This window comes from Streptomyces coacervatus, from assembly GCF_029223485.1.
In the GTDB taxonomy this organism is placed as follows: Bacteria; Actinomycetota; Actinomycetes; order Streptomycetales; family Streptomycetaceae; genus Streptomyces; species Streptomyces coacervatus.
Genome location: NZ_JARHTP010000001.1, coordinates 752228 through 766948, shown reverse-complemented (window position 1 = coordinate 766948; position 14721 = coordinate 752228). Strand labels below are relative to the sequence as shown.

Genomic DNA, 14721 nt, shown 5'->3' with positions numbered 1-14721 from the left:
TTCTCGGCCCGCCGAAGTGGGGGGCCGTTCTCAAGCCACGTTCAGGCCACTGTCAGGCCACCGAAGAAATCCGCATCTTGATGTCGTCCGGCGACAGGGCCCCCTTCGCCGTGACATGGTCCCCGGACGACTCGCCGCGCAGCCGGCGGCCGATCCACGGCACCAGGTACTCGCGCGCCCAATGCACGTCGTCCCGCCGGACCTCGAGGGTGCCGCGCGGCGGGAGCGGCGGCCAGGGCTGGTCGGGGTCGGCCGGTACCTCCAGGCCGAGGACCTGTCCGGCACGGAGCGCCACGCGCGTGTGCCCCTCGGGCGAGAGATGGAGGCGGTCGCCGTCCCAGGCCCTGCGGTCCTGAACGGTCTTCAGGGACCACAGGTCGAGGACGGGACAGCCGTACCGGTCGGCGATGGCCCGGACATGGCCGTTGTAGGTGGCGATCTTGCCGCGCAGGTGCTTGAGCACGGGGACGCCACGGGTGTCGAACCCGGTGGTCACCAAGACCGTGCCGGCAGCTTCGGTGAGCGGGACGATCGCCCGCTCGAAGCGCTCGGCGACCTCGTCGGGGTCGGTGCCTGGTCGGATGATGTCGTTGCCGCCCGCACAGAAGGAGACCAGGTCCGGCGCCAGTGCGACGGCCTGCGGGAGCTGGTCCTCCACGATCTGGTCGAGCAGTTTGCCGCGCACGGCGAGGTTGGTGTAGCCGAAGTCGCCCTCGGGTCGCCGGTCCGCGAGGAGTACCGCGAACCGGTCGGCCCAGCCGACGAATGCCCCGTCGGGGCCGGGATCGCCGACGCCCTCGGTGAAGCTGTCCCCCACCGCGACGTACGACCCGATCACTGATCTGCTGTCACTCTTCGAATCGTCTGTCACATCGGCCATGATTCACCTTCGAATGTGACCTACGCGACCGTAGGAAAGGGTTGACGCGCGGTGAGATAAGCCACTTCTAAAGTGTTCGCCAAGCCCGGAATAACCTTCTGATCAGGGATGTTGAGGGGTCATCGCGACACCCGTCAGACCCATCAGACCCTCCGGACGCTGAAGTCGGCGATCCGGAAATGGCTCCAAGTGGTCCGGAAGGCGAAGTGGCCACTTATGTATGGCTCCGGGTCGGTGTAGTCGAACACCAACTGCCCGTTGTTCCACCAGCGGACGGTCGAGCCGTCGGAGACGATGCGGACGCGGTTGGGTTCGTTCGGGACGAGCAGCGGCTGCGTGTAGTCGTAGATCAGTGGGCGGACCCCGGGCTCGCCGACGTAGCGGCGCAGCCTGGTCGTGGTGTTCGTGTTGGCGCCGTATCCGACGTAATACGTCTTGAGGTAGTCGTACTCGGCCAGGGCTCCGCCGCGCCGGGTGGCGAAGAGGTCGTCCGGGGAGCGGACGTCGGTGGCGTTCCAGAAGTTGTTGAGGTCGGAGACGCGGTCGTTGACCCCGCCCGCCGAGACGGGCGTGGCGGTGTACTCGATCACGTAGGGGCCTTCGAGCCGCTCCCTGAACCAGACCGTGGCACCGGCGGGTACGTCCACCTCCAGGATCCCGTGGGAGGCGGTGACGGTCCCGCCCCGTTCCAGTTCGACGACCCACTGGCCGAGACCGTGACAGAAGTCGTCGCGGGCGATGAGGCGGCGGCGGGACGCGGCACTGGCGGCGGGCGCGGGGGCGAGGGCGGCCAGGACAGTGCCGGCGGCCAGGGCTCCGAATGCTCTACGGGTGCTCGTCACGGGAGGCGGCTCCTTCGGGAGTGGTGATCGACGGCGCGGTCGGTCGCGGTGGGCGCCCAAGGACTGCGAGCAGACGGGCCGCCACCTTGCGATGGCCCTGGGCGCTGGGATGGACGGTCCCGTTGAAGTCCCCGTCGGCCGGGGAGAGCCAGTCGGTCGTGTCGACGAACTCCGTGCGGGCATCGGCGAGTTCGGCGACGACAGCGGCGATGTCGTCGGCGTGCGTGCCGTTGAACGGGCGCAGCGCAAGGATGCGGGCGTGCGGTGCGGCGGCTCGCAGCCGGGCGAGGTAGGCGCGGTAAGCCGCCCGGAACTCCGCCGAGCCGTACAGGGCGTCGTTCGTGCCCTGGTTCACGACGATCACATCGGCACGGCGGTCCGAACCAGCGCTGGAGCCCGCGTAGTTCCAGCCGTACGAGTCCGCCGCGTCCGGCACTCCCCCGTTGCCGGTCTGCGGCACGCCCTGCCTCCCGAAGCTCACCGGGCCGCTGAAGCGGACGCCCAGCCGGGAACCGGAGTTCACGGTGATGGCGGCCTCGTCGGTGATGCCCCAGTGCCCCTCGTAGGCGATCCGCCTGTCGTCGGGGCGTACGACGCCCGGCCCTTCGGAGGCGGAGACGGGCTGCTGGGCCTCGCCGAGCAGCGCGCCCGCAGCCAGGAGCACGGTCAGGACCTCCGTAGGCCTCGAAAGATGGAGAAAGCGCTTGCATCGCTACGGAGATCACTGTGTCCCAATTCCCCCGCACTGTCGACACCTCCTCACTGTCGACACCCCCTGCGGCACACGAGTCACGAGTGCAGCCGGACACACCGAAGGCCGGACCCGGGGATCGAGGTCCGGCCTTCGGCAGCGTGTCAGGCAGGTGGTTCTGGGCGGGGACGTCAGCTGACGCCGACGCCCTTCGAGCGGAGGTAGGCGACCGGGTCCACGTCGGAGCCGTAGTCCGGCGTGGTGCGGATCTCGAAGTGCAGGTGCGGGCCGGTCACATTGCCGGTCGCGCCGGAGAGGCCGATCTGCTGGCCCTCGGTCACGGTCTGGCCTGCCGAGACGGAGAGCTGGGACATGTGGCCGTACTGCGCGTAGTAGCCGTCGGCGAGCCTGATGACGACCTGGTTGCCGTACGCGCCGCCCCAGCCGGCGGAGACGACCGTGCCCGCACCGACGGCCTTCAGGGCGGTGCCGGTCGGGACGACGAAGTCGACGCCGGTGTGGTACCCGCTGGACCACATGCTGCCGGCCACGTGGTAGCCCGTGCCGATGGTGGCACCGGTCACCGGAAGCGTGAAGCCGGTGGGGGCGGACTCGGAGGTCTGGGTGGCGGTCGTCCTGTTCGAGGACGAGGACGTCTTCGAGGCGGACGGAGAAGAGGACGAAGACGTCGACGACTTGGTGGTGCTCGTCGCGGCCTTCCTGCCGATCGTCAGCTTCAGGCCCGGGTGGATCAGCGACGGGTCGTCGCCGACGGCCCGGCGGTTGTCCGAGTAGAGCTTGTGCCAGCCGCCGGTGACATGCTGCTCTTCGGCGATCTTCGAAAGGTAGTCGCCGGTGCGCACCGAATAGGTCCGCACGCCCGCATTGTTGGCGGCGCTCTTCTTCTGGGCCGCCTTCTCGGCGACCCGAAGGGATTGGACGGCCTTTTCCGAAACCGACTGGGAAGCGGACTGCGTGGTGGCGGCATGGGCGCCGGTGGCCCCCATGAGCGGGAGGGCGAGCGCGGCGCCACCGGTTCCGGCGACGGCGATGGAGCGGGTGAAGCGCTGGGGCTTCGGACGGCGGTGCTTACCCTTCGCGGGCATGACGAATTCCTCTCCGGCGCCTACGAGGTGAGCTGTCGGGTGCGGACTGGAGATGCCCGGCCGCGCAGTTGACGCGGCTTTACCCCTAGCCGTTCCGGAGACCGGAACAGGCATTTGTACCTGTGGGTCCCCCGCTCCTGCCGTTCACGGGTGAGTTCTGCGGGCACCGGGCGGCGGCAGGATTGGGCGTCCGTCCGGATTGGTGGCGAACGTAAGCGACCGGGACGCAAAGGAACAAGTGACGGTTCCCTGTGAATGCGTTTCTGTTGATCCCTTGAGAGAAAACCCGGTGACCGTGCGTGAATTCCAGGGTGTCCTGCTCACCCAAACGCCCTTGTAAGGCACGCGAATTACGTGAACATGACGCGCCACGCACGGTCACGGATATGACGCTCCTCACGCGCCTCTGCCTCTGGAGCCCCCATTCCGGAGCGAGTTGGAATGAAGGAGCCAATTCGGGCAGAAGGCTCAGATGCGACGCAGTCGGAAAACTGCCGCGTCGAGGTCGCCACGCAATCCGGTGCGCAGCCCGTGATGCAGCAATACGGCACCTCTGTGGACTTCGCCCGTTTCGCGGCATTCATACGAGGCTGCCGGGTCGAGGCCCCGCAGCCGAAGCGCCGGTACGGGTTCGCCGTAACTCTGCGCCTGGAGCCAGGCGAGGACGACCGCCTCGTCCCCGCGCACGTACTGCACCGCACTCAGCCCGCCCCGCGGAGGCCGCAGCCGGTAGAGGTCTCCGTGCTGCACCAGCGGCCGGATCTCCTTGTAGAGCCCCACCCACTCGCCGGCCTCGGCGAGCTCCTCCTCGGTCCACTGGGCAAGGTCCCCGCCGACCCCGAGCACGCCGGCCATGGCACTCACGAAGCGGAAGCGCAACGAGCTGACCCGGCCGTTGAGCTGGGTGTTCGGGCTGTCGGTGACCCAGGCCGCCATCACGCGCGCGGGGTGGATCTGGCTGAAGCCGTGCTGGATGGCGAGCCGGTCGAGCGGGTCGGTGTTGTCGGAGGTCCACACCTGGTCCGTGCGGCTCATGATCCCGAGGTCGATACGGCCGCCGCCGCCCGAGCAGGACTCGAAGGCGACGTCCGGGTGGGCCGCCCGCAGTCGGTCCAACAGGGCGTAGAGGGCGCGGACATGATCGACCCAGAGGCGCTGCGGGTAGGGCTCGCCCGGCCAGCCGACATCGGTGAAGCAGCGGTTGAAGTCCCACTTCACGTAGTCGATGGGGGCGCTGGAGAGGAGGGCGTCGAGCTGCTCCCAGAGGTATTCCTGGACGTCTTCCCGGGCCAGGTTCAGTACGAGCTGATTGCGGAATTCCGTCCGCTTTCGTCCCGGTTGGAACTGCACCCAGTCCGGGTGGGCGCGGTAGAGCTCGCTGTCCGGGTTGACCATCTCGGGCTCGACCCAGATGCCGAACTGCATGCCGAGGGCGTGCACATAGTCCGCGAGCGGCTTGAGGCCGTTCGGGAAGCGGTCCCGGTTGACCGTCCAGTCGCCGAGTCCGGCGCGGTCGCTGGTGCGCTTGCCGAACCAACCGTCGTCGACCACGAACAGCTCGACGCCGATCGCCGCGGCCCGCCGGGCGAGGGTGCCCTGCTGCTCCTCGGAGATGTCGAACTCCGTGGCCTCCCAGGAGTTGAACAGCACCGGCCGGTCCCGGTCCGCGTCCGGGATGACGTAGGCGCGCTGGTAGGCGTGCCAGGCGCGGCTCGCGCCGCCGAAGCCGCCGTCGCTCCACAGCCCGGCGAAGACGGGGGTCGTGTACGACTCTCCCGCGTCCAGGCGCAGCAGCCCGGAGTCGTCGTGACCGGCGCCGCCGGTGATCTGCACGCGCGCGTCCGGGAGTTGCGCGACCGCGATCCGCCAGGAACCCGACCAGCCCAGGGCGCAGCCGTAGACCTCGCCGTGCTCCTCGGTGGCGTCGGTGTCGAGGGCGACCCAGGGCAGGTGCTGGTGTCCGGTGTGGCCGCGGCGGCTGCCGATGATCTTCTCACCGTAGGTGAGAAGCGAGGCGGTCAGCCGGGACTCGGCGGCCCAGCGGCCGTGCAGCTGGGACAGCCGCCAGTCCTCGCGCTCGGGCAACGTCCAGGCGGCGGAGTCGGCCCGCAGCAGCTCCAGGGCGGGCCCCTCGTTGTCGAGGGTCACCCAGCGCTCTACGACGTCGTCCCGCATCCGGTAGTGCAGGGTGATCGCGAGTCCGCCGTCCCGGAAGCCGAGGCGGAGGTGGTCGCCCGCCGCCTCGTACGTCTCGAAGTGCCACTCGGTGCCGCGCCGCTCCTCGGTGCGTACGGACAGGGCTGGCCGTACGAAGCGGGGGCCGCCCTCGACCGGGTACTCCTCGCATCCGTCGAGCGGGGACTCGAAGGGCCGGTAGTCGGGCAGCGGCCGGACGGCGAGGGCCTCGGCGTCGGCGAGCGCGATGCGGGGACCCCAGTGCAGGTGTAGGAGCTCGTCGTCCTCGGTGAGGTGGACGGCGTAACTGCTGTCCGGCCCCGAGAGGAGCCACGTACGGCCATTGTCGGCAATTTCCAGCATCGAGCCCTCACACATTCGAACAGGTGCGACCAATCGCCAACATCATCAAGGGACGAGAGGCCTGGTCGCAACGCCTGTGGACAACTCATTGCCCAAGGAATCCATGTCGTATCGTCGGGAGAGTGCCCGTCGACGAGCCGCGCCGGCCGGGCGGACCGTGAGGAGCCCCCGTGACGCAGCAGATCCCGTCGACCGAGCCCGAGCTGGCCGGAGTCCGCAACTTCCGTGACGTGGGTGGGCTTTTGACCGTGGACGGACGGCGGGTGCGGTTCGGGGTGCTGTTCCGCAGCGGCCACCTCGCGCACGCGACCGAGGAGGACGCCGAGTTCCTGTCCTCCCTGGGGCTGCACACGATCTTCGACTTCCGCAACGCGGCGGACCAGAAGCTGGAGGGTCCGGACGTGGAGCTGCCGGGCGTGCGCAATGTGAACCTGCCGCTTTCGGACCCGGCGGACGGCTCCGGGTTCTGGAAGATGGTCCGGGACGGCGAGATCGACCAGCTGCGCGAGCTCCTCGGCGACGGCAAGGCGGCGAACCGCATGATCGTCTCCTACCGCACGATCATCAAGGAGCGCACCGCCGAGCACGCGCGCGTGCTGGCCTCGCTCGCCGACGACAGCGTGCCCGCCCTGATGCACTGCGCGGCGGGCAAGGACCGCGCGGGCCTGTCCATAGCCGTGACGCTGCTCGCCCTGGGCGTCGAGCGCGAGGCGATCGTCGCGGACTACCTGGAGTCGAACGCCAAGCACCGCCGCTACAAGGTGCACCGCAGCAGCAGCTCCGCCGCGGCCTACTCCCCCGAGGTGATGGAGCTGCTCGGCCCCCTGTTCGAGGCGCGCGCCGAGTATCTGATGGCCGCCTTCGACACGATCGAGGAGACGTGGGGCGATGTCGACACCTACCTTGAGCAGGGTCTGGGGCTCACCCCGGAACTCCGCGAGGTGCTGCGCGAGCGACTGCTCGACTGACCGCGCGCTCTACTTCGCACCCACCGCGAACAGCAGGTAGATGAAGGCCGCGAAGAGGTGCCCCACCGCGATGTAGATGATCAGGCGCACCCACAGGGCGCGCGGGAACTTCTCCTCCATGTCGCTCATGGCATGTCTCCGGTGATCGGGCCCAGGCACAGCGTGGCCGTGGGGCTCTGCAGAAGGGTGTGGACGAACAGGAGCTCCACGCCGTCGGGATCCTGGGCGGCGATCCGGTGCGGGGTCAGCGAGTCGAAGTGGGCGCTGTCGCCGGGGGCGAGCCGGTGCGTGGTGTCGCCGAGGCGCAGCCGCAGCCGTCCCTTGAGGACATACAGCCACTCCTCGCCGGGGTGCACCCGCACGATGTCGCCCTGGGAGCCGTGCGGTACGTGCACGCGCAGGGCCTGCATGCCGCGGCCCGGCGCGCCGGCCTGGAAGTACGTCCAGCCGCCGGCCGCGGTCGGTTCCATGTCGGCGGCGCGCACGACGGCGTCCCGGTCGGCGACCGTCTCGCCGAGCAGCTCCGACACCGTCGTACCGTAGATACGGGCGAGCGCGAGCAGCATCGGCAGCGACGGCTGACGCTGCCCGGTCTCCAGCCGGGAGAGGTGTGCCGGCGACAGCCCGGCAGTGCTCGCCGCGGCCTCCAGGGTCAGGGAGGCACGGCGGCGCAGCGCACGGAGCTGGGGTGCGACGGCGGGCAGGACCTCGTCCGGCCCGGCCGACGAACCCGCCGACGCGGGCTCGGTCTCGGGAGAGCTCATGCCCTCCATTCAGCCGGAGCCTTGCCTGTGCGGCAAATTTCTTGCCTCAGAGGCAAGAAACCTTGGATGGTCGCCGCGACCTGTGGTCTCGGGACGTCACTCGCTCTCCGTCATCGTCTGGTGTGCCTGGTGCCGTACGTCAGGGTCCGGATGCCTGCGCAGCGTCCTCAGCAGTGACCGCCATTCGTCCGGCCAGCCGAGGGTACCGGCCGTTCCGGTCACCAGTCGGACCGCGAGCAGCCCGGTGACGGTGCCGCCGTCCCGGGCCAGCCGGTCGGCCGCCTCCAGCAGCGCTGCACTGCGCGCGGGCCGGGCCGCATGCCCCCAGCCGCCCCCCAGTCGGCCCGTGACATGAAGGGCGACTGCCGTCCCCGCGCCCTCCAGCGCATCCGCCAGGTCGCGCAGCCGGCCGAGCAGGTCGGCGGGCTCCTCGGTCCGCTCGACCAACCGGCGCAGCACGTCCGCACGTTCGGCCGCCAAGAGCGGCTCCGCCGCCAGCAGGGCACCGATCGCCTCCAGCACCTCGGGCTGCTCGGCCCCGTTGAAGGACGCCGACACCAGAGTCCGCAACCGCTGCAGCGCCGGCAGATCCCGGTCCTCCAGCGCCTCGCAACCGCCCCGGGGCGTGTGCATCGCGGTCAGCAGGTCGGTCACGGCACCGTGGAAGGCGCTGCCGTCAGCCGCGCCGCCCACCGGATGCGGCAGGTCGGAGAGCGCCAGGTCACGCAGTACCCAGGCCGCGTGCTGCCAGTGCACGCGGCTGCCGAGGTCGCACACCGTGCCGGCGATCCGGGCGCCCAGCCCGGGCGCATACCGGGTCCAGGGGGCCAGCCCCCGCAGGAAGCCGTAGCCCATGTAGCCCTCGTACGACGCCAGGCCGGCGTCGTAGACCGTGTCGACCACAGCCGCGTACCCTCCGCGGTGCGCCTCGGCCAGTTCCCAGGGGCCGACTTCCACGACCGCCTGGAGCACGGCCGGGGTGTCGTCCTGTGCGGCCTCTTCCAGGAGGCGCCATGCCTCCGGCGCGCCCAGCAGCGGCGGCAGGGCACGGATGACGGCGGACCGCACATCGGGGTGTGCGTCGGGGGAACAGAAGCCGTGCGTCAGCAGCGCCACGGCCTGTTGCGGCGGCAGGAAGCGGGCCGCGAGGCGTACGGCCTCCTTGCGGGAGGTCACCTTCGCGGGCCGCTTGCCCGTCAGCAACTCCCCCAGCGCCGAGGCGAGTTCGGCGGGAGCGGTGAAGCGGGCGGCGCGGCTCGCCGCGTATACGGCGACCCGGGCCCGGTCGCCGCCGGCCTGCTCCAGGAGCACGGGCAGGACGTCCTGGGGGCGGTCGGTCCAGGCCAGCGCGGAGAGCGCCGCCTCGGCGACGACCACCTCCTCGTCGTCCTTGTGCCGCAGCGCCAGGGCGCGGCCCAGCTCCGGGAGGTGTGCGGCGGTCCGGATCACGGCGGCTCGGTCGTCCAGCGGCAGGGAGCAGTCCGCCGCTGTTCGTTCGGCGAGCCGTGCCGCGGCCCGCTGCTGGCGGGGCAGCCAGCGGTCGGCGGCGCCGAAGTCCGGCAGCGGGCGGGCGGCACCGGGGACCAGGAAGCGCCCGTGCGGCGGTGTGTCGGCGAGCAGCGCGTCCAGCAGATCCGTACGCTCGCGGGCCAGCACGCGCCGTACGGGCGAGAGGACGACTGCCGACGGCTCCTGCCCGACGATCCGGGCCACCCGTTCCCCACGGGTGGCCGGCGCGGCCAGCCACAGCTTCGCGGCCGCCTCGAACGTCATGTCGTCGCCGCGCTCCAGGGCCGTGGCCAGCATGTCCTGCACCTCGGGCATCCGCCGGGCGCGCGGTCCCAGAGCGGTGGCAAGGCCGAGCAGCAGCCGGAAGTCAGATCTCTGTGCGGCGGCCTCCAGCCAGGGGCGCAGCGCCTCGACCACCTCGTGCTCCTGGCCGCGCCGCAGGACCCGGTGCAGCGGACCGAAGTCCGGTACGCCGACCCGGCCCGCCATCCGCTCCAGGACGCCCAACGCCCAGGTCCGCAGGGCCGCATCGCTGTCCCGGGCGTGCTCGACCAACACACGCTCGGCAAGGTTCCGCAGGGCGGCGAGGCTGTCGGCCGAACAGTCCCGGGCCTCAAGGGCGCCGACGGCGATCCGGTCGAGCTGCGTGGCGTCGTCGGAAGCGAACAGGCGCGGATGCACCGCGGCGAGCGCCTCCAGCGCGGCGGCACGCACGGGATCCTGATCGTTGCGCAGACGGCCCGCTGCACTCAGCACCTCGGCCACGGCCTCCCGGCCGCCGTCCCGGGCGGCACACGCCACCACCAGCGGCCATGCTGCCGCACGGTCGCCGGGGTCGGACCGCCGGGCGGCGGCGAGCAGGGCGGACCGCGCCTCGTCGTACGGGCCGTGCGCGAGTGTGTCGAGGTCGTCCCAGAAGTCTGTCCGGCCGTCGAAGTCGGCCGCCGCCCGCCGCACTTCGGCCCAGCGGCGTTCGCGCGGGAGCAGGTCGAGAACGCCGAGCGCCGGGTCCCAGCTCGTCCCGTCCGCAACGACGGCGTCGAGGAAGGCCGCCCGCCGCCCGGGAGCCATGGCCTTCAGCAGCGCGGCGAAGTGGCCGCCTCGGTGCAACCAGTGGCGGCCCAGCAGCGGCAGCGACTCCGGCTCGGCCCGCACCAGCCTGCGCAGCACGCCGGGCGACGGCGTGGGCTCGTAACGCGGTGTGTGGCGGTCGAGGGAGACGATCCAGCGGACGAGACGCTCGGCGTCGGCGTCGGCCAGTGCGCCGAGCCCGCCGTGGAGCCCGGGCGGCAGACTGGGCGGACCGTACCGTTCCAGCAGGCCCAGGACGCCTTCGGGGCGGCGAGGCGCGAGCGCGGCGACCGTCGTGGCGTTCAGACGCCACCACTCCTCCCGCTCCCGTCCGTCGGTCCGGTCGGCCAGAGCGCGTTCGGCGTGGTCCAGCACCGGGCCGGGGTGGCGCCGGGCGAGCCGTGTCCAGCCGTCGACGGCGTGCCCGAGCCGGGGCAGTTCCCGTGCGACGAAGGGTGTGGAGCAGGCGGGCAGCAACCGGGCGGCTTCGACGTCACCCCATGCCGCGCCGAGCCGGGCCACCAGCCGCTCGGCGAGCGCGGTGCGGCCCCCGGCAACGAACACGCCGGCCAGCCGGTGCCGCAGCACGGCGGGTGCGTTGTCGTACGCCGCCTCCACCGCCTCGTCCGGCACGGGCAGGATGCGAGCGGCCCGCAGGGCATATGCGGAGACGACCGCGTCGGGGTCGGCCAGCCGCTCGGCGAGGAAGCCGGCGTCCCGGCCGACGAGGGCGGCCAGCGCCGCGAGTCGCCGCTCATAGGGGCCGCGCGCGTCGAGTTCGGTGAGGAGCGGGGCGAGTCGTCCTTCCTCCGTGAGCCGGCGTGCGGTCGTGGCGGTGAGCGCGAGGCGGGCCGGGAACGGAAGTTGTTCAAGTGCGGAGAGCAGTTGCTCCGCGGTGGTCGGCATCCGGCGATTGTGCCCGAAGGTGATCGTTCAGGCGATCGATTTATTACGTGCAGAGGCTCAGCGCCGGGGCCCGGCAGAGCCCCGGCCTGCAGGGCGGCCTACCGGTTGGCGACCGCCTGCTTGACCAGCGTCTTGCTGAAGTCCCACATGAGGCCGCCGCCGCTGTGCGCGTCGTCCATGACGGCCGTGAAGGCGTCGACGAACCGGTCCACGTCCTGCTCACCGATGATCAGCGGCGGGATCAGCTTGATCACCTCCAGGTGGTCGCCGGAGACCTGGGTGAGGATCCGGTGCCGCTGCAGCAGCGGTACGACGACCATCTGCGCGAACAGGCCCTTCCGCGCGGCCTGCAGCATCGTCCAACGGCTGCGCAGCTTCAGCGACTTGGGCCTGCCGAACTCGATGCCGATCATCAGGCCCCGGCCGCGCACGTCGGCGAGCAGCTCGTACTTGTCGATCAGCGCAGCGAGCCGCGACTTCAACTGCTCACCCGTCGCACGGGCGTTGGCAACGATCTGCTCGTTCTCCATGACCGACAGCACGGCCAACCCCGCCGTCATGGCCTGGGCGTTGGAGCCGAAGCTCGCCGAGTGGACCAGCACCCGGTCCATCGACGAGTAGACCTTCTTGAAGATCCAGTCCTTGCCGAGGGTGGCGCCGACGGGAACGTAGCCGCCGGACAGCGCCTTGGCCACACACACCAGGTCGGGCTCCACACCTTCCTCGTGCTGGTAGGCGTAGAAGTCGCCGGTCCTGCCCAGCCCCGTCTGCACCTCGTCGGCGATGAGCAGCGCTTTGTGCTTGTGCAGCAGCTGCTGGGCGGCGCGGAGATAGCTGGGCGGGGCCTCGTGCACGCCCTTGCCCTGGATCGGCTCGACGATCAGGGCGGCGACGTCGCCCTTCTTCAACTCCCTTGCCAGGGCGTCGAGATCGCCGAGCGGCACGGCCGTGTCGGGCAGCAGCGGGGCGAAGCCGTCGCGGAAGCCGTCCTCGCCGTTGACCGACAGGGACCCGGTGGTCAGGCCGTGGAAGGCGTGATCGCAGTACAGGATCCGCGGCTTCCCGGTGACGTAGCGGGCGAACTTCAGCGCGGTCTCCACCGCCTCCGTACCGCTGTTGCCGAAGAACACGCGGTCCAGGTGCGGGCTGTACGTCAGCAGCTTCTCGGCCAGCAGTCCGGGCAGCGGCTGGCAGTCGAAGCGGGTGAGGTCGGCGAGAGAGGCGTCGAGGACGTCGTGCAGTGCCTTGCGGACGACGGGGTGGTGGCGCCCCAGGCCCATCACCCCGAACCCGGCGAGCATGTCCAGGTGGTCGTTGCCGTCCGCGTCCCAGAAGTGGGCGCCCTCGGCGCGCTCGTAGACCTTGTCGAAGCCGATGGTGTGCAGCATGCGCGGGAGCTGGTGGTTCAGGTACTTGCTGTGCAGCTCGTAGCGCTCGGCTCCGCGTTCGGCCAAGAGTGCGCCGAGGTCGAACTCCTTGGTCATTCAGCCTTCTCCTTGACTTGAACGGCCGCCTCGCCGCTGTCGGCCGCCTCCTTGACGGCCAGGGTGTCCTCGGCCTCCTTGACGGCCAGACTCGCGCTGATCCGTCCGGCGACCTCCACCGGCGTGAGCCCGATGTCGGCGAGCACCTCGCCGCGCTTGGCGTGCGCGAGGAACTGCTCCGGGATGCCGAACCGCCGTACGGGGACGTCGACTTCGGCATCGCCCAGCGCCAGCGCGACCGCGGCGCCGACCCCGGAGGCGCGGCTGTTGTCCTCGACGACGGCCACCAGCCGGTGTTCGGCGGCGAGGCCCGGGAGCGCCGGGTCGACGGGCTTGACCCAGCGGGGGTCGACGACGGTGCAGGAGATCCCGCGCGCCTCCAGCAGCTCGGCGGCCTGCAGGCAGACGGGCGCCATCACGCCGACGGCGACCAGCAGCACCTCGGGGACGTCCGGGCCGCGGTGCAGGACGTCGAGGCCGCCCAGCCGGTCGATCGCCGGGATCTCCGGCCCCACCGACTCCTTCGGGAAGCGGACCAGGGTCGGCGCGTCGTCGACGGCGACGGCCTCGCGCAGCTGCGCCCGCAGCTGGTCGGCGTCGCGTGGCGCGGCGATTCTGAGCCCCGGCACGACCTGCAGGATCGACATGTCCCACATGCCGTTGTGGGAGGGCCCGTCGACGCCGGTGACGCCGGCCCGGTCCAGCACGAACGTCACCCCGCAGCGGTGCAGCGCCACATCCATCAGGAGCTGGTCGAAGGCACGGTTGAGGAAGGTGGCGTAGACGGCGACGACCGGGTGCAGGCCGCCGGTCGCGAGACCGGCCGCGGAGACGGCGGCGTGCTGCTCGGCGATCCCGACGTCCCACACGCGGTCCGGGAAGCGGGCGGCGAACTTGCCGAGCCCCACCGGGTGCAGCATGGCCGCCGTGATCGCCACGACATCCTCACGTTCCTCGCCGATCGCGACGATCTCGTCGCCGAACACCGAGGTCCAGGAGGGCCCGTTGGAGGGCGCGAGGGGTTCGCAGGTGAGCGGGTCCATCACGCCGACGGTGTGGAAGTGGTCCTCCTCGTGGGCGATCGCGGGCTCGTAGCCGCGGCCCTTCTCGGTCAGGCAGTGGATGAGCACCGGCCCGTGGAAGCGTTTCGCGCGTCTGAGCGCGGACTCGACGGCCCCGATGTCATGTCCGTCGATCGGGCCGACGTACTTCAGGCCCAGGTCCTCGAACATGCCCTGCGGGGCGAACGCGTCCTTGAAGCCCTTCTTCGCGCCGTGCAGCGACTCGTAGATGGTGTTGCCGACGACGGGCGTGCGCAGCAGCACGTCCTTGCCCCAGGCGAGCACCTTCTCGTACGAGTCCGTGGTGCGCAGGGTGGCCAGGTGGTTGGCGAGGCCGCCGATGGTCGGCGCGTACGAGCGCTCGTTGTCGTTGACGACGATGATCAGCGGCCGGTCCTTGGCGGCCGCGATGTTGTTCAGCGCCTCCCAGGCCATGCCGCCGGTGAGCGCGCCGTCGCCGATCACCGCGACCACATGGCCCTTCTCGCCCTGCACCTGGCGGGCCTTGGCGAGGCCGTCGGCCCAGCCGAGCGCGGTGGAGGCGTGGCTGTTCTCGACGATGTCGTGCTCGGACTCCTCCCGCGAGGGGTAGCCGGACAGGCCGCCCTTGCCGCGCAACTTGGAGAAGTCCTGACGACCCGTCAGCAACTTGTGTACATAGCTCTGATGGCCGGTGTCCCAGACGATGCGGTCGACGGGTGACTCGAAGACCCGGTGGAGTGCGATGGAGAGTTCCACCACCCCCAGGTTGGGCCCGAGGTGTCCGCCGGTCCTGGCCACCGCGTGCACCAGGAACTCCCTGATCTCTTCGGCCAGTTGACCGAGCTCCGCTTCGGACAGCGCCTTCAGGTCGCGTGGTCCCCGGATGTTCTCCAGAATGGTCACGCTCGGGCCCCCTTCG

Annotated in this window: 11 protein-coding genes and 1 riboswitch; of the genes, 1 reads left to right on the top strand and 10 read right to left on the bottom strand. The window is 70.9% G+C overall.

Going from position 1 to position 14721, the window contains the following annotated elements; translation table 11 throughout:
* Nucleotides 1-52: 52 nt before the first annotated feature.
* The 5 genes from P2Q00_RS03345 to P2Q00_RS03325 form a co-directional block, all read right to left on the bottom strand.
* Nucleotides 53-838, bottom strand: a complete 786-nt coding sequence (locus P2Q00_RS03345; RefSeq protein WP_275769498.1) for an SGNH/GDSL hydrolase family protein — start codon at nucleotides 836-838, stop codon at nucleotides 53-55.
* 185 nt (nucleotides 839-1023) lie between these two features.
* Complete coding sequence (locus tag P2Q00_RS03340; protein WP_275769249.1) at nucleotides 1024-1722, bottom strand: DUF6250 domain-containing protein; 699 nt, start codon at nucleotides 1720-1722, stop codon at nucleotides 1024-1026.
* The gene (locus P2Q00_RS03335) at nucleotides 1706-2386 is read right to left on the bottom strand and encodes a GDSL-type esterase/lipase family protein (protein ID WP_275769247.1); all 681 of its coding nucleotides are present in this window, start codon (nucleotides 2384-2386) and stop codon (nucleotides 1706-1708) included. The genes P2Q00_RS03340 and P2Q00_RS03335 overlap by 17 nt, the downstream gene beginning before the upstream one ends.
* Nucleotides 2387-2604: 218 nt before the next feature.
* Entirely contained in the window at nucleotides 2605-3519 is a 915-nt protein-coding gene (locus P2Q00_RS03330) for a M23 family metallopeptidase (protein ID WP_275769244.1), read from the bottom strand.
* Nucleotides 3520-3521: 2 nt separating this feature from the next.
* Nucleotides 3522-3691: riboswitch (cyclic di-AMP (ydaO/yuaA leader) on the bottom strand.
* Between the two features lie 296 nt (nucleotides 3692-3987).
* On the bottom strand, nucleotides 3988-6057 hold the full coding sequence (locus P2Q00_RS03325) for an alpha-galactosidase (RefSeq protein ID WP_275769242.1): 2070 nt from the start codon (nucleotides 6055-6057) through the stop codon (nucleotides 3988-3990).
* 170 nt (nucleotides 6058-6227) lie between these two features.
* Between P2Q00_RS03325 and P2Q00_RS03320 the strand changes: the two genes are divergently transcribed.
* On the top strand, nucleotides 6228-7025 hold the full coding sequence (locus P2Q00_RS03320; protein ID WP_275769239.1) for a tyrosine-protein phosphatase: 798 nt from the start codon (nucleotides 6228-6230) through the stop codon (nucleotides 7023-7025).
* 9 nt (nucleotides 7026-7034) lie between these two features.
* Here P2Q00_RS03320 and P2Q00_RS03315 read toward each other — a convergent pair whose 3' ends face one another.
* The 5 genes from P2Q00_RS03315 to dxs all read right to left on the bottom strand — a co-directional run bounded on the left by P2Q00_RS03315 (nucleotide 7035) and on the right by dxs (nucleotide 14705).
* Nucleotides 7035-7154: a DUF6126 family protein gene (locus P2Q00_RS03315; protein WP_275769237.1), complete on the bottom strand. Its 120-nt coding sequence runs from the start codon at nucleotides 7152-7154 to the stop codon at nucleotides 7035-7037.
* Complete coding sequence (locus P2Q00_RS03310) at nucleotides 7151-7789, bottom strand: helix-turn-helix domain-containing protein (protein ID WP_275769235.1); 639 nt, start codon at nucleotides 7787-7789, stop codon at nucleotides 7151-7153. The genes P2Q00_RS03315 and P2Q00_RS03310 overlap by 4 nt, the downstream gene beginning before the upstream one ends.
* Nucleotides 7790-7885: 96 nt before the next feature.
* A complete protein-coding gene (locus P2Q00_RS03305; RefSeq protein WP_275769232.1) occupies nucleotides 7886-11275 on the bottom strand; it encodes a hypothetical protein in 3390 nt (1129 codons plus the stop codon).
* Nucleotides 11276-11373: 98 nt separating this feature from the next.
* Nucleotides 11374-12759, bottom strand: coding sequence for an aspartate aminotransferase family protein (locus P2Q00_RS03300; protein WP_275769229.1), 1386 nt, complete (start codon nucleotides 12757-12759; stop codon nucleotides 11374-11376).
* Nucleotides 12756-14705, bottom strand: coding sequence for a 1-deoxy-D-xylulose-5-phosphate synthase (gene dxs / locus P2Q00_RS03295; protein ID WP_275769228.1), 1950 nt, complete (start codon nucleotides 14703-14705; stop codon nucleotides 12756-12758). Before dxs ends, P2Q00_RS03300 begins: the two co-directional genes overlap by 4 nt.
* Nucleotides 14706-14721: the final 16 nt, after the last annotated feature.

What these genes read in the sequence shown, in the direction of transcription:
- P2Q00_RS03330 (WP_275769244.1), bottom strand. Translation starts at nt 3,519, where the DNA reads ATGCCCGCGAAGGGTAAGCACCGCCGTCCGAAGCCCCAGCGCTTCACC.
- P2Q00_RS03325 (WP_275769242.1), bottom strand. Translation starts at nt 6,057, where the DNA reads ATGCTGGAAATTGCCGACAATGGCCGTACGTGGCTCCTCTCGGGGCCG.
- P2Q00_RS03315 (WP_275769237.1), bottom strand. Translation starts at nt 7,154, where the DNA reads ATGAGCGACATGGAGGAGAAGTTCCCGCGCGCCCTGTGGGTGCGCCTG.
- P2Q00_RS03310 (WP_275769235.1), bottom strand. Translation starts at nt 7,789, where the DNA reads ATGAGCTCTCCCGAGACCGAGCCCGCGTCGGCGGGTTCGTCGGCCGGG.
- P2Q00_RS03305 (WP_275769232.1), bottom strand. Translation starts at nt 11,275, where the DNA reads ATGCCGACCACCGCGGAGCAACTGCTCTCCGCACTTGAACAACTTCCG.
- P2Q00_RS03300 (WP_275769229.1), bottom strand. Translation starts at nt 12,759, where the DNA reads ATGACCAAGGAGTTCGACCTCGGCGCACTCTTGGCCGAACGCGGAGCC.